Below are 22275 nucleotides of genomic sequence, written 5' to 3'. Positions count from 1 at the left end.
TGCCGCCGTGAGGCCCTGCCCTCACGCCTGCGGGAGCATCAGTGCGTTGAGCTCGCCCCAGGGGATGCCGCCCGCGACGGCGGCGTACGTGCCGGTGGCGAGCAGCTCGCGGGTGGCGCGGCCGACGAGGGCGTAGGCGGCCTCGGCGACCGCGCTGCCGAGGCTGACGCGCGCGGCGCCGGCGGAGGCCAGTACGGACACCGGCGGCGCGCCGGGCCCGGCGAGGATGCCGACGGGGGCGTCGATGCCCTCGGCCAGGGCGGCGACGACGGCCGGGTCGGTCACGCCGGGCACGAAGATGCCGTCGGCGCCCGCCGCGAGGTAGCCGGCGGCACGCTCCAGGGTCTCCCCCAGGTCCCCCGCGCCCCGCAGGAAGGTGTCGGTGCGGGCGTGCACGAACAACGGCACCCCGGCCTCGTCGGCGGCGCGGCGGGCGGCGGCGATGCGGGCGGCCTGGCCGTCGGCCGTGCGCAGCGGCGCAGGACCGCCGTCGTGGGAGTCCTCGATGTTGATCCCGACCGCGCCCGCGGCCAGCACCGCCCGCACCGTCTCCGCGACGCCCTCGGGGTCGGCCGCGTAGCCGCCCTCGACGTCGGCGCTGACGGGGACGGAGACGGCCGCGGCGACCCGCGCGGTCAGCTCCAGCGCGAGGACGCGGTCGACGTGGTCGCCGTCCGCGGTGCCCAGGGTCCAGGAGACCCCGGAACTGGTGGTGGCGACGGCGGCGGCCCCGGCGCGCTCGGCGACGCGGGCACTGGCGGCGTCCCAGGCGTTGGCCAGCAGCAGCGGGCGACCGGGGACGTGGAGGGAGTGGAAGAGTTCGGCCTTGGCCTTGAGTTCGCTGATCACGGACCGCAGTCCATCACCGGCCGGGCCCCGGGTCCGGCGGATATCCGACACCTACGTCCCGCGCCGCCTCCCCGTACGTCCACGTCGGATTCTCGCTAGCCCCGGCCCGCGCGGGCCACGGATGCTGGGGGATGTGCATGAGGACTTCGAGCGCTGTGTGCGCGCCGTGCAGTCGAAGGACTCCCGTTTCGACGGGTGGTTCTTCACCGCGGTGCTGACCACCCGCATCTACTGCCGGCCCGGCTGCCCCGCGGTGCCGCCGAAGCCGCAGAACATGACCTTCTACCCGAGCGCGGCCGCCGCCCAGCAGGCCGGGTTCCGCGCCTGCAAGCGCTGCCGCCCCGACGCCGCCCCCGGTTCCCCGCGGTGGAACGAGCGGGCGGACCTGGTGGCCCGCGCCATGCGCCTGATCGCGGACGGGGTCGTCGACCGGGACGGCGTACCCGGGCTCGCGGCGCGTCTCGGCTACAGCACCCGGCAGGTGGAGCGGCAGCTGCGGGCCGAACTCGGGGCCGGGCCGCTCGCCCTCGCCCGTGCGCAGCGGGCGCAGACGGCCCGCCTGCTGGTCGAGACCTCGGCGCTGCCGATGGCCGACGTCGCCTTCGCCGCCGGGTTCAGCAGCATCCGCGCCTTCAACGACACCGTGCGCGAGGTCTTCGCGCTCACCCCGACCGAGTTGCGGACGCGGGCGGCACGGGGGCGGCACTCCGCCCCCGCCGCCGACGTGGCGGGCTCGCTGGCGCTGCGGCTGCCCTTCCGGGCGCCGCTGTGCCCCGGCAACCTCTTCGGGCACCTGGCCGCGACCGCCGTGCCGGGCGTGGAGGAGTGGCGGGAGGGTGCGTACCGCCGCACACTGCGGCTGCCCCACGGCCACGGGATCGTGGCCCTGCGGCCCGAGCCCGACCACGTCGCCTGCCGGCTCTCCCTCACCGACTGGCGGGACCTGTCGCACGCGATCAGCCGCTGCCGGTGGCTGCTCGACCTGGACGCCGACCCGGTCGCCGTCGACGGGCTGCTCCGGGAGGACCCGCTGCTCGCCCCGTACGTGGACAAGGACCCCGGGCGCCGGGTGCCGCGCACGGTGGACGGGCCGGAGTTCGCGGTGCGCGTGGTGCTCGGGCAGCAGGTGTCGACCGCCGCGGCGCGCACGCTGGCCGGCAGGCTGGTGACGGCGCACGGCGAGCCCGTCGCCGACCCCGGGGGCGGGCTGACCCACCTGTTCCCCTCGCCGTGGGCGCTGACGGCCCTGGACCCGGGGTCCCTGGCGATGCCGGGCACCCGGCGGGCCACGCTGACCTCCCTGGTGGCCGCGCTCACCGAGGGGGGCCTGGACCTGGACGTCGGCAGCGACTGGGAGAAGGCCCGGCGGCAGCTCGCCGCGCTGCCGGGCTTCGGCCCGTGGTCGGTCGAGGTGGTCGCGATGCGGGCGCTCGGCGACCCGGACGCCTTCCCCGCCACCGATTTGGGCGTACGGTCGGCCGCGGAAAAACTGGGCCTCCCCACGACCCCCGCGGCCCTCGTCCGGCGGGCCGCGGCCTGGCGGCCGTGGCGCGCGTACGCCGTGCAGCACCTGTGGGCCACCGGCGACCACCCCGTCAACGTCCTGCCCGCCGACCCGGCCTGAGGAATGATCATGTCCCTTCGCACACACGCCCTGATCGACAGCCCCGTCGGGCCGCTGACCCTGGTCGCGACCGACGGCGTCCTGTCCGGTCTCTACATGCCCGCCCAGCGTCACCGGCCGCCGGAGGAGTCCTTCGGCGCGCGCCGCGACCCGGCGACGTCGCCGTTCACGCGGGCCGCCGAGCAGCTGCGGGCCTACTTCACGGGCGAGTTGACCGCCTTCGACCTGCCGCTCGACCTGCGCGGCACCCTCTTCCAGCAGCGTGTCTGGGCGGGTCTGCGGGCCATCCCGTACGGCACCGTGATGACGTACGGTCAGCTGGCGGAGGAGCTCGGCAGCCCCGGCGCGTCGCGCGCCGTCGGGCTCGCCAACGGACGCAACCCGGTCGGCATCATCGTGCCCTGCCACCGTGTGGTCGGAGCCTCCGGCAGCCTCACCGGATACGGGGGCGGACTGGAGCGCAAGCGGTACCTGCTGGACCTGGAGCTCGGCTTGCCATCTCATATGTGAGATAGTCTCTCCGCATGGGAGACGACTACCTCGCACGCATCGGCAAGCTCATCCGTGACGCCCGCCAGCACCGGGGCTGGACCCAGTCCCAACTGGCGGAGGCACTCGGGACCAGCCAGAGCGCGGTGAACCGTATTGAACGCGGGAACCAGAACATCAGCCTTGAGATGATCGCCCGAATCGGTGAAGCGCTCGACAGCGAGATCGTCTCCCTCGGCTACGCGGGTCCCATGCACCTGCGTGTCGTGGGCGGGCGCCGGCTCTCCGGCTCCATCGACGTCAAGACCAGCAAGAACGCGTGCGTGGCGCTGCTGTGCGCCACGCTGCTGAACTCCGGGCGGACCACCCTGCGCCGCGTCGCGCGGATCGAGGAGGTCTACCGCATCCTGGAGGTGCTGAACAGCATCGGCGTGCGGACCCGCTGGATCAACGACGGCAACGACCTGGAGATCGTCCCGCCCGCCCGGCTGGAGCTGGACGCCATGGACACCGACGCCGCCCGCCGCACCCGCAGCGTGATCATGTTCCTCGGCCCCCTGATGCACCGCACCGACCGCTTCCGCATCCCGTACGCGGGCGGCTGCGACCTCGGCACCCGTACCGTCCAGCCGCACATGACCGCCCTGCGGCACTTCGGGCTGGAGGTGACCGCCACCAGCGGGATGTACCACGCCCGGGTCGCCCCCTCGGTGGCCCCGCGGCGGCCGATCGTGCTGACCGAGCGCGGCGACACCGTGACCGAGAACGCGCTCCTGGCGGCCGCCCGGCACGACGGGGTGACCGTCATCCGCAACGCCAGCTCGAACTACATGGTCCAGGACCTGTGCTTCTTCCTGGAGGAGCTGGGCGTCCGGGTGGACGGCATCGGCACCACCACGCTGACCGTGCACGGTGTCACCGCCATCGACCGGGACGTGGACTACGCGCCCTCCGAGGACCCGGTGGAGGCCATGAGCCTGCTGGCCGCGGCCGTGGTCACCGAGTCCGAGCTGACCATCCGGCGGGTGCCGGTGGAGTTCCTGGAGATCGAGCTGGCGGTCCTGGAGGAGATGGGCCTGGACCACGAGCGCTCGGCCGAGTACCCCGCCGACAACGGCCGCACCCGGCTGATCGACCTCACCGTGCGCCCCTCCAAGCTGCGCTCCCCCATCGACAAGATCCACCCCATGCCCTTCCCGGGCCTCAACATCGACAACGTGCCCTTCTTCGCGGCCATCGCCGCCACGGCCCAGGGCTCGACCCTCATCCACGACTGGGTCTACGACAACCGCGCCATCTACCTCACCGAGCTGACCCGGCTCGGCGCCAACGTCAAGCTGCTGGACCCGCACCGGGTGCTGGTCGAGGGCCCGACCCGCTGGCGCACCGCCGAGATGATGTGCCCGCCGGCCCTGCGGCCCGCCGTGGTGACCCTGCTGGCGATGCTCGCCGCCGAGGGCACCTCGGTGCTGCGGAACGTGTACGTCATCAACCGCGGCTACGAGGAGCTGGCCGAGCGGCTCAACTCCATCGGGGCGCAGATCGAGACGTTCCGCGACATCTGACCCGCCCCGCCCCTCCTGGCCGGGAATCCGGCTACTCCCCCGCAAGGTGGCCGTGATAGTCATGCTCCGGGCCGCGGATCATGGCCCATGGGGGAGGAACGGCCAGGCCAGGAGGGGGTCTTCATGGTGGCGGTCCGAGGTGGTACCGCGGGCGGGACGGTGGACGGCAGCGCGCGGCGCAGTTCCGCGTTCTCACTGAGGCGGTGGGCGCCGCGCCCGTCGCCCCGGCTCGATCCGGCGCGGGGCAACCCCGCGCTCGCGGACCTGCGCGCGGCCGCCGCCGCGGCGGACTGGCCCGCGATCCGGGAGCGGCTGTCGGCGGTGGCCGACGACCGCGAGCGCAGCTGGCTCGTGGCGAACGTCGTGGACGTCGACGGCTGGGAACGCTGGATGCCGGCCGTCGTGGCGGCCGAGCCCGACTCCGGGCTCGCCCAGCTGGTGGCGGGCGCCCGCCAGGTGACCTGGGCCTGGGAGGCCCGGACCGGACTGCGCGCGCAGCACGTCTCGCGTGAGCAGTTCCAGGTGTTCCACGAGCGCCTCGAAGTGGCCGAGGACCTGCTGTACCGGGCCGCGGAGCTCGAACCCGCGTGGGCGTCCCCCTGGTACTTCCTGCAGATGAGCGGCCGGGGGCTGCAGGTCGGCCCGGACCTCGCGCGGCTGCGCTTCGAAGCGACCGTACGGCGCTCCCCGCTGCACCTGGGGGCGCACCAGCAGCAGTTGCAGCAGGTGTGCCGCAAGTGGGGCGGTTCGCACGAGGAGATGCACGCCTTCGCCCGGGAGTCCATGCTCGCCGCCCCCGAGGGCAGCGACCTGGGCGTGCTCGTCGCGGTCGCGCACCTCGAGCACTGGGGCGACCTGGACCGCGGCGACGACACGGCGTACATGCTCCGCCTGCAGGTCGAGAAGGAGCTGCACGAGGCCGCGGACCGCTCCTACCGCAACGCGGCGTACCAGGGCGCCCTCGACCCGGTCGGGACGTTCAACGCCTTCGCCATGGCCTTCGCGCTGGCCGGCGAGAAGAAGGCGGCGGCCGAGGCCTTCGCCGCCACCGGCGGACTCGTCACCGAGTTCCCGTGGCAGTACCTCAACGGCAACGACCCGGTGGCGGCCTACCGCTCCCTGCGGTCCCGCGCCGGACGTCCCTGACCGCCCCGCGCCCCGTTCCCCGTCCGCGCACCGCCCGGAAGGCCCCTTCGGTGTCCCAGTCCCCGTCAGCGCACACGTTCCAGGTCGACCTGCGCGGCCTGGTCGACCTGCTCTCCCACCACCTCTACTCCAGCCCCCGCGTCTACCTGCGGGAGCTGCTGCAGAACGCCGTCGACGCGATCACCGCCCGGCAGGCGGTCCAGCCGGGCGCACCGGCCAGGATCACCGTGCGGACCGGTGGGACGCTCAGCGTCACCGACACCGGTGTCGGGCTGAGCGAGGCCGACGTGCACACCTTCCTCGCCACCATCGGGCGCAGCTCCAAGCGCGCCGCCGACGGCGAGATCGAGGCCGCCCGCGGCGACTTCATCGGCCAGTTCGGCATCGGGCTGCTGGCCTGCTTCGTGGTGGCCGACGAGATCACGGTCGTCAGCCGCCCGGCGACCGCCCCCGGCGCCCCGGCCGTCGAATGGCGCGGCCGCTCCGACGGCAGCTACACCCTCCGCACGCTCCCCGCCGACGCGCTGCCCGAGCCGGGCACGCGCGTGACGCTGACCCCGCGCGCGGACGCCGGCGAGTGGACGGAGCCCGGCCGGGTGGCGTCGCTGGCCCGGCACTACGGCAGCCTGCTGCGGCACGAGGTCACCGTCGTCGACCCGCGCGGCGAGACGACCTCGATCAACGAGACCCCGCCGTGGGAGCGCCGCCACGGCTCCCCGCTGGCCCGCGCCGAGGCGCTCGCCGAGCACTGCCGCGCGACGTTCGGCTTCACCCCGCTCGACGCCATCGACCTCGACCTGCCCGTCGCCGGGTTGCGCGGCGTGGCCTACGTACTGCCGACCCCCGTCAACCCGTCGGAACGGGCCGGGCACCGGGTGCACCTGAAGGGCATGCTGCTCTCGGACCGGGCCGCCGAGCTCCTGCCGGAATGGGCGTTCTTCGTCCGCTGCGTCGTGGACGTCACCAGTCTGCGCCCGACGGCCTCCCGCGAGGCGCTGTACGAGGACGAGACCCTGGCCGCCGTCCGCGACGCGCTGGGCGCCCGCATCCGCGACTGGCTGACCGGGCTCGCCGCCAGCGACCCGGCGCTCCTGCGGCGCTTCGTCGACAGCCACCACCTCGCCGTCAAGGCGCTGGCCCGCTACGACGACGCACTGCTGCGGATGCTGCTGCCGTGGCTGCCCTTCGAGACCACGGACGGCAACGTCACCCTGGAGGAGTTCGCCCGCGCCCACCCCACGGTGCTGGTCACCCGCAGCGTCGACGAGTTCCGGCAGGTCGCCCCGATCGCGGCGGCGGCCGGTCTCGGCGTCGTCAACGGCGGCTACACCTACGACCGGGACCTGGTGCACCGGCTGCCGGAGATCCGTCCCGGCACCACGGTCACCGACCTGGACCCGGCCACCATGACCGCACACCTCGACCCGGTCGACTCGGCAGCCGAACTCGCCGCCGCCTCCTTCCTCGCGGTCGCCCGCGAGGTCGTCGGCCAGTACGACTGCGACGTCGTGCTGCGGGCCTTCCAGCCGGTCACGGCGCCCGCGCTGCTCCTGGACGACCGCGAGGCACGCCACGAGCGCACCCGGTCCGGCCTCGCGGAGAGCAGCGACGGGCTGTGGGCGGACATCCTCGGCTCGCTGCGCACGCAGGCCCCGCGGGCCCAGCTCGTCCTCAACCACCTCAACCCGCTGGTGCGCCGGGCCGCCACCGTCACCGAGCGCGGGCTGGCCCTCACCACCGCCGAGGCCCTGTACGGGCAGGCGCTGCTGCTCACCCGGCGGCCGCTGAAGTCCTCGGAGAGCGCGCTGCTCAACCGGGCCTTCATCGGTCTGCTCACCCACGCCATGCACGACCAGGACACCCCCGCGTCCGGGCCGGACGCCAAGGAGCACTGATGCTGGACACCCCCGAGGCCGTGTTCGAGGCGCTCCGCGAGAACAACGAGCGCCCCTACGGAACGCCCCGCACCGTGACCGCCGAGGAACTGGTCGAGGCGGCCGAGCAGTTCGAGGAGAAGGACGTCCTCGTGACGGCGCTGCTCGAACTCATGTCGGCGTACGAGTACGCCGCCGAGCACCGCAAGTCGCCGGTCGTCTTCGCCCGGATCCTCAAGCTGTGGGAGGAGGTGCCCGGCTCCTTCAGCGAGTGGGAGGGCCATCAGGTGCTGTGGCGCCACAAGTGGGTGACGACCTCGCTGCTCCAGGTGCCGGACGTCCCGCTGGCGGCGGTCCACGGGTGGGTCGGCCAGATGGGCGAGCGCTACCGCGCGGCCGGTGAGGGCCTGCAGCCGGTCGCGGCCATGCGGCACCGGATCGCCGCCCACACCGGCGCGGACCGCGAGACGGCCTGGGACCTGTGGGTCACCCGGCGCCAGGAGCGGCTCAGCGACTGCCAGGCCTGCGAGACCCGGCACCAGGGACTGCACCACCTCGCGGCGGGCGACGACGAGCGGGCCCTGCGGACCTGGGAACCGGTCCTCGACGGCGTCCGGAACTGCGAGGAGGAGCCCTGGGTCACCCAGGCCCACGCCCTGCTGCCGTTGCTGCGCCTCGGCCGCACCGACGAGGCCCGCTCCCACCATCTGACGGGCTACCGGCACGCCCGGGGCCGGATCGGCATGGCCGAGGAGACCGGACTGCACGTGGAGTTCTGCGCGCTGTCCGGCAACGAGGGCCGGGCGCTGGAGATCCTCGCCGAGAACCGCGCCCTCTTCGGCACCACCGGCGCGCCGCTGTCGCTGCTCGGTTTCCTCACCGGCGTCGAGGTCCTCACCCGGCGCCTGGTCGACCAGGGGTACGACACGACCCCCGTCGCCGGACCGCTGGGGCGCACCTGGACCGCGCGGGAACTGCAGGACCACGTGAGCGAGCAGGGCGACACCCTGGCCGCGGCGTTCGACCGCCGCAACGGCACCGGCAGCGTCGGCGAGCGCCGCCGGGCACGCCTGACCCGGCGCCCGCCGCTCGCCGAGCCGCTGGCACTCGGTCTGCGCACCGCGGCCGTGCCGTCCCCGGCGGCCGGGCCGGCGGCGACAGCCCCGCCCATGGCCGTGAGCGCGCGGGAGGTGCCCGAGGACTTCGTCGAACTGGTGGAGAGGGCCCGCGAGATGGGGGACGCGGGCCGTCCCGGCGACGAGGAGCTGTGGCGCCGGATCGCCGAGCGCGCCGGTGCCGAGGGCCATGTGCACGACCCCCGGCTGGGCCCGGAGGAGCGGCTGCGGGCCGAACTGGCCGAGCACCGCGCCTTCGCGGCCATGGAGGACGAGGACCGCACGGCGGCCAGGGCCGCGCTCACCGAGGCACGGGAGCTGTTCGCCCTGGCCGGCATGCCCGAGCGCGTCCTGACCTCCCGCGCGCGGCTGGCGTCGGTGGGCGTGGAGCCCGGCCCGGAGGCCGTCGCGGGCCGGGCGGAGCTGGACGCGGTGCGGGCCGAGGCCCGCGCACTGGTGGACGAGGGCTCCGCCGAGGTCCGGCGCGCCTACTGCGTCGTACTGCAGTGCCGTGCCTACCTCGCCCACACCGAGGCGGCGGCCACGCTGCCGGACGTCCCCGTGGAACTGCGCGAGCGCTTCGAGGCGGCCGTGGCCGAGGCCCTGGCGGAGTCGGAGCGGCTCGGCATCCCGGAGCGCACGGTCAACACCCGGATGTCCGCCGCCGATCTCGCGGCGCGCTCCGGGGACCTGGACGGCGCCGAGCGGGAACTGCGGAGCGCGCTGCGGGTCGTGGAGGCGGCCGGGACGCCCTGGCGCGCCACCCGCCCGCGGGGCCTGCTCGGCCAGGTGCTGCTGCAGCAGCACCGCCCCGAGGAGGCCATGGAGCAGTTCCACGGCGCGCTCGCCACGGCCACCGCCCATGGCGACACCGCGTTCCCGGTGGCGCGCACCCACGCGCTGCTCGGCCACGCCGCCGATCACGCGGGCGACCTGAACGCCGCCGTACGCCATCTGTCCGACGCCGCGGCGCGGCTGGACCGCGAGGGCGACGTCACGGGCGCCGCCGAGCTGCGGGTGGAGCTGGCGGACGTGCTCGCCCGCGCCGACCGCCAGGCGGACGCCGTCGCCGTGCTGGAGTCGCTGGTCTGCGACGAGGCCGCGGCCGGCATGGACGAACGCGCCCTGGCCCAGGCCCGGCTGCTGCTGGCGCGGGGCCTGCGGGAACTGGAGGAGCACCGCGCGAGCGCCGAGCAGTTCCTGCTGCTGGCCGACGCCGTCCAGGGGTGGGAGGAGCAGTTCACGCACACGCTCGCCGCCTCGGAGGCCGCCGTCGCCCTGCTGGAGGCCGGCCGCGAGGACGCGGCGCGCTCCGCGTACGACCGCGCCGTCGCCTCGCACGCGAAGGGGCCGAACCCGCACGCGGTCGCGGAGATGATGCGGGACTTCGCGGGCTCCGCCGTCTCGGCACAGGGCGCCGAGGGCCTGGAGACCGCCCTGGACCACCTGCGCCGGGCCGACGAGGTGCTGGCGGCCGTGCCCGCGGACGACGAGGACTTCGCCCTCTGGTACGAGAGCGGCGCCACGCACTACCAGCGCGGCCGGGCCTATGCCGGCGCCGAGCGCTTCCCCGAGGCGCTCGCAGAACTGGAGCGGGCGATCGCCGCCCACGAGGAGGGCGGGCCGCGGGGCGAGGCGCCGCGCGCCGAGGCCGTCCGGGTCGCCGCCCTCGTCGAGGCGAACGGCCTGGACCGGCCGGACGCGGCCCTGTCCCGTCTCGGTGCCGCGATCACCCGGTGCCGGGCCGCGGGGCTCGACCACGCGGCCGGGGTCCTGTCCCGGGTCAGGGACGAGGTGTCGTCGCGCCTCCGGGGCTGACACCCGTGGTACGAACGAGGTGACCGCCCTCGGCGCCCGTCCCCGGACATCCGCAGGGCGCGGGGTGTCGATCCGGGCGGTCGCCGTTCGTGTAGAGGGTGGAACGCCGGCGAAGGGCCGGCCCGGACCACGAGGACGCCCGACATGAAGCACTACCTGCTCAGCGTGTACCAGCCCGAGGCGACCCCGCCGCCGCCCGAGTTCCTCGCCCGGGTCCTGGCCGACCTGGACGTCCTCAACCGGGAGATGAAGGAGGCCGGGGCCTGGGTCTTCGGCGCGGGGCTGAACGCCCCGGACACGGCCACCGTGCTGCGGCTGCGGGGCGAGGAGGTGCTCGTCACGGACGGGCCGTTCGCGGAGAGCAAGGAGTACCTCGGCGGCTTCACGATCATCAAGGCGGCCGACCTCGACGCCGCGCTCGCCTGGGGCCGCCGGCTGGCCCGGGTGACCACGCTGCCCATCGAGGTCCGGCCCTTCGCGCACGAGGTCGAGGACTGACGGCCGGCGTGCCGGAGCCGGGCGCACCGGAGGTCGAGCGGGTCTTCCGCGAGGAGTACGGGCGCGCGGTGGCCGTCCTGGTCCGCCGGTTCGGCGACATCGACGTCGCCGAGGAGGCGGTCCAGGACGCCTTCACCACGGCCGTCCAGCGGTGGCCGCGGACCGGGCTGCCGCCGAGCCCCGCGGGGTGGATCATCACGACCGCCCGCAACCGCGCGATCGACCGGCTGCGCCGGGAGGCGGCCCGCGAGGACCGGCAGGCCCGGGCCGCCCTGCTGCAGGACGCCCGGGACGTCCGGGAACCCGGCGAGGAGGGCCCCGTGCGGGACGAACGGCTCCGTCTGCTCTTCACCTGCTGCCACCCCGCGCTCGCCCCGGCCTCACGGGTGGCGCTGACGCTCCGGCTGCTGGGCGGGCTCACCACCGCCGAGATCGCCCGGGCCTTCCTCGTCCCCGAGAGCACCATGGCCCAGCGCCTGGTCAGGGCGAAGGGCAAGATCCGCGACGCCCGGATCCCGTACCGGGTCCCGGACGAGGCCGACCTGCCCGAACGGCTCGGCGCCGTCCTCGCGGTGGTGTACCTGGTCTTCAACGAGGGGTACCTGCCCGGCTCCGGGGACCGCCTGGTCCGCGAGGACCTGTGCGCCGAGGCGATCCGCCTGGGCCGGCTGCTGGCCGGGCTCATGCCCGACGAGCCCGAGGTGCTGGGGCTGCTCGCCCTGATGCTGCTGGTCCAGGCACGCCGCCCGGCCCGCACCGCCGCGGACGGCGAAGCGGTGCCGCTGGCCGAGCAGGACCGCGCCCTGTGGGACCGGCCGCTGGTCGCGGAGGGCCGGGCACTGGTCCGCCGCTGCCTGCGGCACGGCCGGCCGGGGCCGTACCAGATCCAGGCGGCGATCAGCGCCGTGCACAGCGACGCCCCGGTCGCGGCCGCCACGGACTGGCGGCAGATCCTGGCGCTCTACGACCAGTTGACGACGCTCGCCCCGGGCCCCGTGGTCGCCCTCAACCGCGCCGTCGCCCTCGCCGAGGTCGAGGGTCCCGCCGCCGCGCTCGCCGCCGTCGACGGCCTCCCCCTGGAGGGCTACCCCGCCTTCCACGCCGTCCGCGCCGACCTCCTGCGCCGCCTGGGCCGTACGCCCGAGGCCGCGCAGGCGTACGGAGCAGCCGCCGCCCGCACAGAGAACGAGGCCGAACGGGACTTCCTGCGGCGCAGACGTGAGGCGCTCGGCGGCCCGAAGTGACCGCCTTGCGGGGCCTTCGGAACCGGGCGGACGCGCGCGGAGCGGGGCCACCTCCGCCGCGACGGCGCGGGCCCCGCACGACGCCGCGGCCGCACCACGGCGGTGACACCGCCTCGGGTCCCGGCCCTGGCCCCACGCACCCACACCCGGGCTCGTCGCGTACCGGCAGCGGCCGCGCCGTCCTTACGTACGCCCGGCGGCGCGCGGATCGGCGCCACAGCCACCGTCGTGAAGCGTCGCGGACACCGTGACGCCCGGCCACCGTCCCCGGCCTGCGGCGGCTGCCACCTGCGCGATCCCCGGCCGTCGGGCGCAGGGAACGGCGAGCGGCCACCGCCGACGTGCCGGGCCACCCTCCGTACCCCGGGTTCCTCCTGACTTCGGGTCAGGAAAGCACGGCGAGGCCGTCGAGTTCGACCATGGCCTCCTCGTCCCACAGGCGGGTGATGCCGATGACCGCCATCGCCGGGTAGTCACGGCCTGCAAGGGCGCGCCAGATGCGGCCGAGTTCGGGCGCGTGGTCGCGGTAGGCGGCGACGTTGGTGGTGTGGACGGTGAGGCGGGCGAGGTCGGCGGGGGTGCCGCCGGCGGCCTGGAGAGCGGTGAGCAGGTTGATCAGCGCGTGCTCGAACTGGGCGGGGAGCGTGTCCCCGACGACCTTGCCCCCGGAGTCCAGGGCGGTCTGTCCCGCGAGGAGGACGAGGGTGCGGCCGGTGGCGGTGACGGCGTGGCTGAAGCCGGTGGGCGGGGAGAGCTCGGGCGGGTTGATCCGGTTGAGGGTCATGCGAAGAGCTCCTTGGCGATGATCGACCGCTGGACTTCGGTGGCACCTTCGTAGATACGCGGTGCGCGGACCTCGCGGTAGAGGTGTTCCAGGACGTGGCCGCGCTCCAGGGCGCGGGCCCCGTGGATCTGGACGGCCGCGTCGACGGCGTACTGGGCGGTCTCGGTGGCGAAGAGCTTGGCCATGGCGGAGCTGCGGGCGGTGCCGGGAGCGCCGGAGTCGTAGGCCTCGGCGGCGGCGTAGACCAGCAGGCGGGCGGCCTCGGTGCGGGTGGCCATCTCGGCGAGGGTGTGGGAGACGGCCTGGAGCTCCTTCAGGGGCGCGCCGAAGGCGGTGCGGGAGGCGGCGTGGGCGGTGGCCGCGTCGAGGGCGGCCTGCGCCATGCCGACCGCGAAGGCACCGACGCTGGGCCGGAAACGGTTGAGGGTGGTCATGGCGACCCGGAAACCGCGGTCGACCTCGCCGATCACGTCGTGCCGCCCGACCGGTACGGCGTCGAAGCGCAGCCGCCCGATGGGGTGCGGGGAGAGCATGTCGAGGTGTTCGCCGCCGAGGCCGGGGCGGTCGGCCGGGACGGCGAAGGCGGTGACGCCGCGGGCCCCGGCTCCGGGGGTGGTCCGGGCGAAGACCGTGTAGATGTCGGCCTCGGGGGCGTTGGAGATCCAGCACTTCTCGCCGGTGAGCCGCCAGCCGCCGTCCGGCGCGGGCTCCGCGGCCAGTTCGAGGGCGGCCGCGTCGGAACCGGCGCCCGGCTCGGTGAGCGCGAAGGCCGCGACGGCCTCGCCGGAGACGACCCGCGGGATCCAGCGGGCGGCCAGTTCAGGCGATTCCAGCAGGGGGTGGGCGCCCAGGCCCTGCAGGGCCAGCGCGGTCTCCGCCTCGGTGCACTCCCGGGCCAGGGACTCCCGGAGCAGGCACAGCTCGAGGGCGGTGCCGGGGAAGAGGCGCCCCAGCAGGCCGAGTTCGCCGAGGGCGGTGAGCAGCGGCCGGTTGACCTGCCCGGGTTCGCCGGACCCCGCCAGCGGCCGGAGCCGTTCGGCGGCCCAATCACGGACCTGTGCACACCACTTGAGCTGTTCCGGATCCAGCGCGAACGATGCCACGCGGCACCTCCCGTATCGCGTACCGTTGACTGCCGTCACAAACACGTTACGCTGAATCCGCCCGCAACCAGGTGCCAACGAGGGGCGAACCCGCCATGGACCTGCTGCCATCAGCACACGTGGACACTTTCCCGCGGGATCACCTCCCGCCGCGTGACCAGTGGCCCGTCCTGACCCAAGACCTCCCCGAGCTGGCCTATCCCGGCCGGCTCAACTGCGGCACCGAACTCCTCGCCGCCGGACTGCCTGAGGCGCCCTGCCTGCGGATGCCGGGCGGTGAGGTCTGGTCGTACGCGGACCTGCGCGCCGCCTCCGACCGCATCGCGCACGTGCTGACCGAGGACCTCGGGGTGGTGCCCGGCAACCGCGTGCTGCTGCGCGGCCCCACCACGCCGTGGCTGGTGGCCTGCTGGTTCGCCGTCATGAAGGCGGGCGCGGTCGCGGTGACCGTGCTCGCGGCGCACCGCCCGCACGAGCTGGCCACGATCTGCGAGATCGCCGCCGTCCGGCACGCGCTGTGCGACATCCGCGCGGTCGACGACCTCGCCAAGTGCGAGGCGCCCGGGCTGCGCATCGCCACGTACGGCGGGGAGGCGCCGGACGATCTGCTGCGGCTCGCGGCCGACCGGCCGGACTCCTTCCCCGCGGTGGAGACCTCGGCCGACGACGTCGCGCTGATCGCCTTCACCTCCGGGACGACCGGACGGCCCAAGGGGTGCATGCACTTCCACCGGGACGTGCTGGCGATCGCCGACACCTTCTCCGCGCACGTACTGCGACCGACCTCGGCGGACGTGTTCGCCGGCAGTCCGCCGCTGGGCTTCACCTTCGGGCTGGGCGGCCTGGTCGTCTTCCCGCTGCGCGTGGGGGCGTCGGCGCTGCTGCTGGAGCAGGCCGGCCCCGAACAGCTCGCCCGGGCCGTCGCGGAGCACGCGGTGACCGTGCTGTTCACCGCGCCCACCGCCTACCGGGCCATACTCGCCTCGCACGGCACCCGCGACCTGTCCTCGCTGCGGCGCTGCGTGTCGGCGGGCGAGAACCTGCCCGAGGCGACCTGGCACGCCTGGTACGAGTCGACGGGGCTGCGGATCATCAACGGCATAGGGGCCACGGAGCTGCTGCACATCTTCATCTCCGCCGCCGACGACGTGATCCGGCCGGGCACCACGGGCCTGCCGGTGCCGGGCTACCAGGCCCGGGTCGTCGACCCCTCGACGCTCTCCCCCGTGCCGGACGGCGAGCCGGGGCTGCTCGCGGTGCGCGGCCCCACGGGGTGCCGCTACCTGGCGGACGAACGGCAGCGGGAGTACGTGCGCGAAGGCTGGAACATCACCGGCGACACCTACGTGCGCGAGCCGGACGGCTACTTCCGCTACGTGGCCCGCGCCGACGACATGATCATCTCGTCGGGGTACAACATCGCGGGCCCCGAGGTCGAGGAGGCGCTGCTGCGCCACCCCGACGTGCGGGAGGCCGCGGTCATCGGCGTGCCGGACGACCAGCGCGGCCAGATCGTCCGGGCCTTCGTCGTGCTGCGGGACGGCCCCCCGCGCGACGAGCACACGGTCGAGGCGCTGCGCGCCTTCACCCGGGAGGAGATCGCGAGCTACAAGTGCCCCCGCGAGATCGCCTTCCTCGACGCCCTGCCCCGCACTCCCACCGGGAAACTGCAGCGCTTCCGGCTGCGCGACCTACAGTGATCGCGTGACCGAGCACACCCCCAGTTCGCTGATCGTGACCTTCTTCGGTGCCTACGGCCGGGCCGAGGCCTGGGACGGGCGGATACCCGTCGCCGGGCTGATCCGGCTGATGGGCGCCGTGGACGTGGACCCGCAGTCGGTGCGCTCGGCGGTCTCCCGGCTCAAGCGCCGCGGCCTGCTGGAGCCGGACCGCGTCGGCGGCGCCGCGGGCTACGCCCTGTCCGAGGACGCACGGCAGCTGCTCGCCGACGGCGACCGCCGCATCTACGGTCACCCGGCCGGCGGAGCCGGGGACCAGGAATGGGTGCTCGCGGTCTTCTCCGTGCCGGAGAGCGAGCGCCACAAGCGGCACCTGCTCCGCTCCCGCCTGGCCCGGCTGGGCTTCGGCACCGCCGCCCCGGGCGTGTGGATCGCGCCCGCCCGCCTCCACGAGGAGGCCCTGCACACCCTGCGCCGGCTCGGCCTGGACACCTACGTCGACCTCTTCACCGGCACCCACCTCGGCTTCGAGCCGACGGCCGCGGCCGTGCGCCGCTGGTGGGACCTCGACGCCGTCGCCAAGCGCCACCACGCCTTCCTCGACGCCCACGAGCCCGTACTGCGCGCCTGGGCCGCCCGGGAGGCGACCCCGCCGCAGGAGGCCTTCGCGGACTACCTGCGCGCCCTCGACTCCTGGCGCCGCCTCCCCTACGCCGACCCGGGCCTGTCGCCCGCCCTCCTCCCGCCCGACTGGCCCGGCGGCCGCGCCGCGGCGGTCTTCGAGGGCCTGCACGCACGGCTGCGCGACGCGGGGGCACGGTTCGCGCGGTCCGCCGATCCCACGGCGTGACCGGGCACCGTCACCTCCCTCTTCGCCTGACCCGCGGCCCGCGACCCCTCACACGTCCAGCGTGAGCCGGGGCCGGGGGGCGTCCGTGCGGCCCGTGGGCGGGCGGCGGCTGCCCGCCTGGTACGGCAGGGGCCAGGGGGCGCCGGGGCCGGAGTAGTCCTGTTCGGCGGCGGCGTGGAGCGTCCAGTTGGGGTCGTAGAGGTGGGGGCGGGCGAGCGCGCACAGGTCGGCGCGGCCCGCGAGGATCAGGGAGTTGACGTCGTCCCAGGAGGAGATGGCGCCGACCGTGATGACGGGCACCCCGAGTTCGTTGCGGATCCGGTCGGCGTAGGGGGTCTGGTAGGAGCGGCCGAAGTCGGGGGCCTCGTCGGCGACGACCTGGCCGGTGGAGACGTCGATGGCGTCGGCACCATGGGCGGCGAAGGCCCGGGCGATCTCGACCGCCTCGTCGGCGGTCGTGCCGCCCTCGGCCCAGTCGGTGGCGGAGATGCGGACGGTCATCGGGCGGTCGGCGGGCCAGACCTGGCGGACGGCGTCGAAGACCTCCAGGGGGAAGCGCAGCCGCCCGGTCAGGTCGCGGCCGTAGGCGTCGGTGCGCCGGTTGGTGAGCGGGGAGAGGAAGGACGAGAGCAGGTAGCCGTGGGCGCAGTGCAGTTCCAGCAGGTCGAACCCGGCGCGGGCGCCGCGCGCGGCGGAGGCGGCGAACTGCTCGCGGATCGCGGCGAGCCCCTCGGCGTCCAGGGCGTGCGGGACCTGGCTCACGTGGGGGTGGTACGGCAGCGGGGAGGGGGCCGCGAGCGGCCAGTTGCCCTCCGGGAGCGGCTGGTCGATGCCGTCCCACATCAGCCGGGTGGAGCCCTTGCGGCCGCTGTGGCCGAGCTGCAGGCCGATCGCGGCGCCGGGCCGGGCGTGCACGAAGCCGGTGACGCGGCGCCAGGCGTCCTCGTGGCCGTCGTTCCACAGGCCCGCGCAGCCGGGGGTGATGCGGCCCTCGGAGCTGACGCAGACCATCTCGGTCATGACCAGGCCGGCGCCGCCGAGGGCACGGGCGCCGAGGTGGACGAGGTGGAAGTCGCCGGGGGTGCCGTCGGTGGCGGAGTACATGTCCATCGGCGAGACGACGACCCGGTTGCGCAGGGTCAGCCCGCGCAGGGTGAACGGGGTGAACATCGGCGGGGTGTCCGGCCCGGTGCCGAACTCCCGCTCCACGGAGGCGGTGAACTCCGCGTCGCGCAGGCGCAGGTTGTCGTGGGTGACCCGGCGGCTGCGGGTGAGCAGGTTGAAGGCGAACTGCCGGGGCGGCTGGGCGGTGTACTGCTCCAGGTGCTCGAACCACTCCAGGCTGGCCCGCGCGGCGCGCTGCGTGCTGGCGACGACCGGCTTGCGCTCGGCCTCGTAGGCGGCGAGCGCCTCGGGGACGCCGGGCTGCTCGTGCAGGCAGGCGGCGAGGGCGAGGGCGTCCTCCATGGCGAGCTTGGTGCCGGAGCCGATGGAGAAGTGCGCGGTGTGGGCGGCGTCGCCGAGGAGCACGATGTTCCCGTGCCGCCAGCGCTCGTTGACGACGGTGGTGAAGGCGATCCAGCGGGAGCGGTTGCCGCGCAGGCCGTGGCCGTGCAGGGCGTCGGCGAAGATCTTCTCGCAGCGGGCGATCGACTCGGCCTCGTCCAGCCGGTCCAGTCCGGCGCGCTGCCAGACGTCCTCGCGCATCTCGACGATGAAGGTGCTCGCGTCCGGCCGGTACGGATAGCCGTGGGCCTGCATCACGCCGTGCTCGGTCTCGGCGATCTCGAAGCGGAAGGCGTCCAGGACGAGGTCGGTGGAGAGCCAGATGTAGCGGCAGCGGTGGCCGGTGAGGGTGGGGCGGAAGACGGCGGCGTGGGCCCCGCGGGTGGCGCTGCCCGCGCCGTCGGCGGCGATGACGAGGTCGTTGTCGCGGGCCAGCCGTTCGGCGGCCGGGGCGAGTTCGCGGCTGCGGACGGTCACGCCGAGGTCGCGGCAGCGGTCGTGGAGGACCGCCAGCAGCGTGCGCCGGTCCACCGCCGCGAAGCCGTGGCCGCCGGAGGTGACGGCACGCCCGCGGTGGCGCACGTCGATGTCGTCCCAGCGGGTGAACTCCCGCTCCAGGGCGCGGAAGACGACCGGGTCGGCGTGCTCGATGCCGCCGAGCGTCTCGTCGGACAGCACGACGCCGAAGCCGAAGGTGTCCTCCGGCGAGCCGCGCTCCCAGACGGTGATCTCGCGTTCCGGGTCGAGGCGCTTGAGCAGTGCGGCCGCGTAGAGCCCGCCGGGGCCGCCGCCGATGATGGCCACCCGCACGGCTAACGGCCCTTCCAGTTGGGGCTGCGCTTGTCGGTGAACGCGGCGTGGAACTCGGCGTAGTCCTCGCTGGTCATCAGGAGCGCCTGGGTCGCGGCGTCCATCTCCACGGCCGCGCCGAGCGGCATGTCGAGCTCCGCGGTGAGCAGTGCCTTGGTCTGCGCGTACGCCAGCGCGGGGCCGGCCGCCAGGCGCTTGGCGAGGGCGGCGGCGCTCGCGTCCGCCTGCCCGTCGTCGACGAGCTCGCTGACCAGGCCGATGCGGTCGGCCTCCGCGGCGCCGACGGTGTCGCCGAGCATCAGCAGCCGGGTGGCATGGCCGAGGCCGACGATGCGGGGCAGCAGGTAGGCGGCGCCCATGTCGGCGCCCGCGAGGCCGACCTTGGTGAAGAGGAAGGCGAAGCGGGCCGAGCGCTCGACGATCCGGAAGTCGGAGGCGAGGGCGATGACGGAACCGGCTCCGGCCGCGACGCCGTGGATGGCGGCGACGACGGGGAAGGGGGCCTCGCGGAGGGCGCGGACGACCTGTCCGGTCATGCGGGTGAAGTCCAGGAGCTGGCCCGCACCCATGGCGAGGGTGGCGCCGATGATCTCGTCGACGTCCCCGCCCGAGCAGAAGCCGCGACCGGCCCCGGCGAGCACGAGCACGCGGGTGTCGCCGTGGTGCGGCAGCTCGGTGAGCAGGTCGCGCAGGTCGGCGTAGGCGCCGAAGGTGAGCGCGTTGAGCTTGTCGGGCCGGTCAAGGGTGACGGTGACGACGCCGTCGGCGCGCTCGACGCGCAGGTGCCGCCATTCCTCGGTCCGGCCTGCGGAGCCTCGGTAGGGGCTCATGGGCACGTCCTCCTTCGCGGGGGAGGCAGGCTTGCCAACACCGCGAAGTTATCACTCCTTCGTGACCGCCGTCACGAGTGCGCGATATGCGCGGCGCCTCACACGCCTCCCAGCGTGGCGACGAGGACGGCCTTGATGGTGTGCATCCGGTTCTCGGCCTGGTCGAAGACGATGGACCGCGCCGACTCGAAGACCTCGTCGGTGACCTCCAGCGAGGTCAGCCCGTGCCGTTCGTGGATCTCCCGGGCCAAGGTGGTGCCCAGGTCGTGGAAGGCGGGCAGGCAGTGCATGAACTTCGCGTCCTGGCGGCCGGTGGCCCGCAGCACGTCCGCGGTCACGGCGTACGGCTTCAGCAGCGCGATGCGCTCGTCCCACACCTCGGCAGGCTCGCCCATGGACACCCAGACGTCGGTGTGGACGAACTCCGCGCCGGCGACGCCCTCGGCGACGTCCTCGGTCAGGGTGACGCGGGCGCCGGTGGTCTGCGCGAGGCGCCGCGCCTCGGCGACGACGCCGCCGTCCGGCCACAGCTGCTCCGGGGCGGCGATGCGGACGTCCATGCCGAGGAGGGCGCCGGTGACCAGCAGCGAGTTGCCCATGTTGGAGCGGGCGTCGCCGAGGTAGGCGTAGGCGGTCTCCCCCAGCGGGGAACGGGAGTGCTCGGCCATGGTGAGCACGTCGGCGAGCATCTGGGTGGGGTGCCACTGGTCGGTGAGGCCGTTCCACACCGGCACCCCGGCGTGGGCGGCCAGTTCCTCGACGACCTCCTGACCCGTCCCGCGGTACTCGATGCCGTCGTACATCCGGCCGAGCACGCGGGCGGTGTCCTTCACCGACTCCTTGTGGCCGAGCTGGGAGCCGGCCGGGTCCAGGTAGGTGGTGGACGCGCCCTGGTCGGCCGCGGCGACCTCGAAGGCGCAGCGGGTGCGGGTGGAGGTCTTGGCGAAGATCAGGGCGATGTTCCGGCCGGCGAGCCGCCGGACCTCGGTGCCCGACTTCTTGGCCGCCTTCAGCTCGGCGGCCAGGTCCACCAGCCCGCGGAACTCCTCGGGGGCGAAGTCCAGCTCCTTGAGGAAGTGGCGGCCCGTGAGGTCGATGGCCATGGGGGCTCCTAGGTCGGGGTCGGCCGGGTGCCGAACATGAGTGCGCCGAGACCATGGAAGTGTATACGAACAGGCGCATCCTTATACAGCCCGGGCCCGGCCACGGATCGCCCCGTCAGACCGGGTCCCGCTCGATGGGGCAGCTCATGCAGCGCGGACCGCCGCGGCCGCGCCCCAGTTCGCTCCCGGGGATCTCTATGACCTCGATGCCGCGCTTGCGCAGGAAGGTGTTGGTGGTGACGTTGCGCTCGTACGCCAGCACGACGCCCGGCTCCAGCGCGAGCACGTTGCACCCGTCGTCCCACTGCTCGCGCTCGGCGGAATGGACGTCCTGGGTCGCGGTGAGCACGCGGATGTCGTCCAGGCCCAGGGCCGCCGCGATGGCCCGGTGCATGTGCTCCGGCGGGTGGTCGGTGACCTTCAGGTCGCGCTCCCCCGCGCCGGGCTCGATGGTGTACGAGCGCAGCATGCCCAGGCCCGCGTACTTGGTGAAGGTGTCGCCGTCGACCATCGTCATCACGGTGTCCAGGTGCATGAAGGCACGGCGCTTGGGCATGTCGAGGGCCACGATCGTGGTGGCCGACCCGGCGTTGAACAGGCGCTGGGCCAGCATCTCCACGGCCTGCGGGGTGGTGCGCTCGCTCATGCCGATGAGGACGGCGCCGTTGCCGATCACCAGGACGTCGCCGCCCTCGATGGTGGACGGGTAGGCCGCCTGCCCCTCGGACCACACGTGGAAGGAGCCGCCCGCGAAGAGCGGGTGGTGGCGGTAGATCGCCTCGTAGTGGATCGTCTCGTGCCAGCGGGCCGGCCAGCGCATCGCGTTGATGCTGACCCCGTCGTAGACCCAGGCCGAGGTGTCCCGGGTGAAGATGTGGTTCGGCAGCGGGTTGACCAGGAAGTCGTCCAGGTCCGTCACATGGAAGCGGACCGAGGTCGGCTCCGCGAAACGGGCCAGGAACTCCCGCTTGGTCATGCCGCCGACCAGGGCCTCGGTCAGCTCGGCCGCGGACAGCTCGTCGAAGGCCGCGCGCAGGTGGTCGGTGACCACCGGGCCGTACTCCTTCTCGTCGAAGACCCGGTCCAGCACCATGCGCCGGGCCTCGGCCAGGGTCAGCGTCTCCCGCAGCAGGTCACCGAAGAGGTGCACGGCCACGCCCCGGTCGCGCAGCACGTCGGCGAAGCCGTCGTGCTCGGCACGGGCCCGGCGCACCCACAGGACGTCGTCGAAGAGCAGGGCGTCCTTGTTCGACGGCGTGAGCCTTTTCAGCTCCAGGTCGGGGCGGTGGAGGATGACGCGGTGCAGCCGCCCTGCCTCGGAGTCCACATGGAATGCCATGGAGCTAGACATTCCCACTTGGCAAGGGTTTACCGCCAGGGAGGGGCGG

At 74.4% G+C, this 22275-nt stretch carries 17 protein-coding genes; 10 read left to right on the top strand and 7 right to left on the bottom strand.

Annotation, left to right across the window (positions count from 1 at the left end):
* Positions 1-21: 21 nt before the first annotated feature.
* Positions 22-849, bottom strand: coding sequence for an isocitrate lyase/PEP mutase family protein (locus tag ACFV3E_RS10675; RefSeq protein WP_500534328.1), 828 nt, complete (start codon positions 847-849; stop codon positions 22-24).
* Positions 850-982: 133 nt separating this feature from the next.
* Here ACFV3E_RS10675 and ACFV3E_RS10670 point away from each other — a divergent pair, with 133 nt between their 5' ends.
* The 8 genes from ACFV3E_RS10670 (at position 983) to ACFV3E_RS10635 (ending at position 12222) form a co-directional block, all read left to right on the top strand.
* The gene (locus ACFV3E_RS10670) at positions 983-2473 is read left to right on the top strand and encodes an AlkA N-terminal domain-containing protein (protein ID WP_500534327.1); all 1491 of its coding nucleotides are present in this window, start codon (positions 983-985) and stop codon (positions 2471-2473) included.
* A 3-nt stretch (positions 2474-2476) separates the two neighbouring features.
* Positions 2477-2983, top strand: a complete 507-nt coding sequence (locus ACFV3E_RS10665) for a methylated-DNA--[protein]-cysteine S-methyltransferase (RefSeq protein ID WP_500534326.1) — start codon at positions 2477-2479, stop codon at positions 2981-2983.
* 14 nt (positions 2984-2997) lie between these two features.
* A complete protein-coding gene (locus ACFV3E_RS10660; RefSeq protein ID WP_500534325.1) occupies positions 2998-4527 on the top strand; it encodes a helix-turn-helix domain-containing protein in 1530 nt (509 codons plus the stop codon).
* 123 nt (positions 4528-4650) lie between these two features.
* On the top strand, positions 4651-5673 hold the full coding sequence (locus tag ACFV3E_RS10655) for a hypothetical protein (RefSeq protein WP_500534324.1): 1023 nt from the start codon (positions 4651-4653) through the stop codon (positions 5671-5673).
* 50 nt (positions 5674-5723) lie between these two features.
* A complete protein-coding gene (locus ACFV3E_RS10650; RefSeq protein WP_500534323.1) occupies positions 5724-7568 on the top strand; it encodes an HSP90 family protein in 1845 nt (614 codons plus the stop codon).
* A complete protein-coding gene (locus tag ACFV3E_RS10645; RefSeq protein ID WP_500534322.1) occupies positions 7568-10480 on the top strand; it encodes a hypothetical protein in 2913 nt (970 codons plus the stop codon). Before ACFV3E_RS10650 ends, ACFV3E_RS10645 begins: the two co-directional genes overlap by 1 nt.
* 144 nt (positions 10481-10624) lie before the next feature.
* Positions 10625-10978, top strand: coding sequence for a YciI family protein (locus ACFV3E_RS10640; protein WP_500534321.1), 354 nt, complete (start codon positions 10625-10627; stop codon positions 10976-10978).
* A gap of 8 nt (positions 10979-10986) precedes the next feature.
* Positions 10987-12222: an RNA polymerase sigma factor gene (locus ACFV3E_RS10635; protein ID WP_500534320.1), complete on the top strand. Its 1236-nt coding sequence runs from the start codon at positions 10987-10989 to the stop codon at positions 12220-12222.
* 385 nt (positions 12223-12607) lie between these two features.
* On the opposite strand, the gene ACFV3E_RS10630 is transcribed toward ACFV3E_RS10635, so the two are convergent.
* Both ACFV3E_RS10630 and ACFV3E_RS10625 read right to left on the bottom strand, forming a co-directional pair.
* Positions 12608-13006, bottom strand: coding sequence for a RidA family protein (locus tag ACFV3E_RS10630; protein WP_500534319.1), 399 nt, complete (start codon positions 13004-13006; stop codon positions 12608-12610).
* Positions 13003-14109 (bottom strand): acyl-CoA dehydrogenase family protein, encoded by a 1107-nt coding sequence (locus ACFV3E_RS10625; RefSeq protein ID WP_500534318.1) that lies wholly within the window; start codon positions 14107-14109, stop codon positions 13003-13005. The genes ACFV3E_RS10630 and ACFV3E_RS10625 overlap by 4 nt, the downstream gene beginning before the upstream one ends.
* 119 nt (positions 14110-14228) lie before the next feature.
* Between ACFV3E_RS10625 and ACFV3E_RS10620 the strand changes: the two genes are divergently transcribed.
* Together ACFV3E_RS10620 and ACFV3E_RS10615 are read left to right on the top strand one after the other, a co-directional pair.
* Positions 14229-15809 (top strand): AMP-binding protein, encoded by a 1581-nt coding sequence (locus ACFV3E_RS10620; RefSeq protein WP_500534317.1) that lies wholly within the window; start codon positions 14229-14231, stop codon positions 15807-15809.
* A 4-nt stretch (positions 15810-15813) separates the two neighbouring features.
* Complete coding sequence (locus tag ACFV3E_RS10615; RefSeq protein WP_500534316.1) at positions 15814-16638, top strand: PaaX family transcriptional regulator; 825 nt, start codon at positions 15814-15816, stop codon at positions 16636-16638.
* 48 nt (positions 16639-16686) lie between these two features.
* Here ACFV3E_RS10615 and ACFV3E_RS10610 read toward each other — a convergent pair whose 3' ends face one another.
* From ACFV3E_RS10610 to ACFV3E_RS10595, 4 genes are all read right to left on the bottom strand, one after another.
* Positions 16687-18954 (bottom strand): bifunctional salicylyl-CoA 5-hydroxylase/oxidoreductase, encoded by a 2268-nt coding sequence (locus ACFV3E_RS10610; protein ID WP_500534315.1) that lies wholly within the window; start codon positions 18952-18954, stop codon positions 16687-16689.
* 2 nt (positions 18955-18956) lie between these two features.
* The gene (locus tag ACFV3E_RS10605; protein WP_500534314.1) at positions 18957-19784 is read right to left on the bottom strand and encodes an enoyl-CoA hydratase family protein; all 828 of its coding nucleotides are present in this window, start codon (positions 19782-19784) and stop codon (positions 18957-18959) included.
* Between the two features lie 98 nt (positions 19785-19882).
* The gene (gene argF / locus ACFV3E_RS10600; RefSeq protein WP_500534313.1) at positions 19883-20887 is read right to left on the bottom strand and encodes an ornithine carbamoyltransferase; all 1005 of its coding nucleotides are present in this window, start codon (positions 20885-20887) and stop codon (positions 19883-19885) included.
* 115 nt (positions 20888-21002) lie between these two features.
* Positions 21003-22226: an arginine deiminase gene (locus tag ACFV3E_RS10595; protein WP_500534312.1), complete on the bottom strand. Its 1224-nt coding sequence runs from the start codon at positions 22224-22226 to the stop codon at positions 21003-21005.
* Positions 22227-22275: the final 49 nt, after the last annotated feature.

Source organism: Streptomyces sp. NPDC059718, assembly GCF_042733315.1.
Lineage (GTDB): Bacteria > Actinomycetota > Actinomycetes > Streptomycetales > Streptomycetaceae > Actinacidiphila.
Note: the sequence above shows the minus strand (reverse complement) of the source record. Positions and strands in the feature narration are given on the sequence as shown.

What these genes read in the sequence shown, in the direction of transcription:
- ACFV3E_RS10665 (WP_500534326.1), top strand. Translation starts at nt 2,477, where the DNA reads ATGATCATGTCCCTTCGCACACACGCCCTGATCGACAGCCCCGTCGGG.
- ACFV3E_RS10660 (WP_500534325.1), top strand. Translation starts at nt 2,998, where the DNA reads ATGGGAGACGACTACCTCGCACGCATCGGCAAGCTCATCCGTGACGCC.
- ACFV3E_RS10655 (WP_500534324.1), top strand. Translation starts at nt 4,651, where the DNA reads ATGGTGGCGGTCCGAGGTGGTACCGCGGGCGGGACGGTGGACGGCAGC.
- ACFV3E_RS10645 (WP_500534322.1), top strand. Translation starts at nt 7,568, where the DNA reads ATGCTGGACACCCCCGAGGCCGTGTTCGAGGCGCTCCGCGAGAACAAC.
- ACFV3E_RS10640 (WP_500534321.1), top strand. Translation starts at nt 10,625, where the DNA reads ATGAAGCACTACCTGCTCAGCGTGTACCAGCCCGAGGCGACCCCGCCG.
- ACFV3E_RS10630 (WP_500534319.1), bottom strand. Translation starts at nt 13,006, where the DNA reads ATGACCCTCAACCGGATCAACCCGCCCGAGCTCTCCCCGCCCACCGGC.
- ACFV3E_RS10605 (WP_500534314.1), bottom strand. Translation starts at nt 19,784, where the DNA reads ATGAGCCCCTACCGAGGCTCCGCAGGCCGGACCGAGGAATGGCGGCAC.
- argF (WP_500534313.1), bottom strand. Translation starts at nt 20,887, where the DNA reads ATGGCCATCGACCTCACGGGCCGCCACTTCCTCAAGGAGCTGGACTTC.
- ACFV3E_RS10595 (WP_500534312.1), bottom strand. Translation starts at nt 22,226, where the DNA reads ATGGCATTCCATGTGGACTCCGAGGCAGGGCGGCTGCACCGCGTCATC.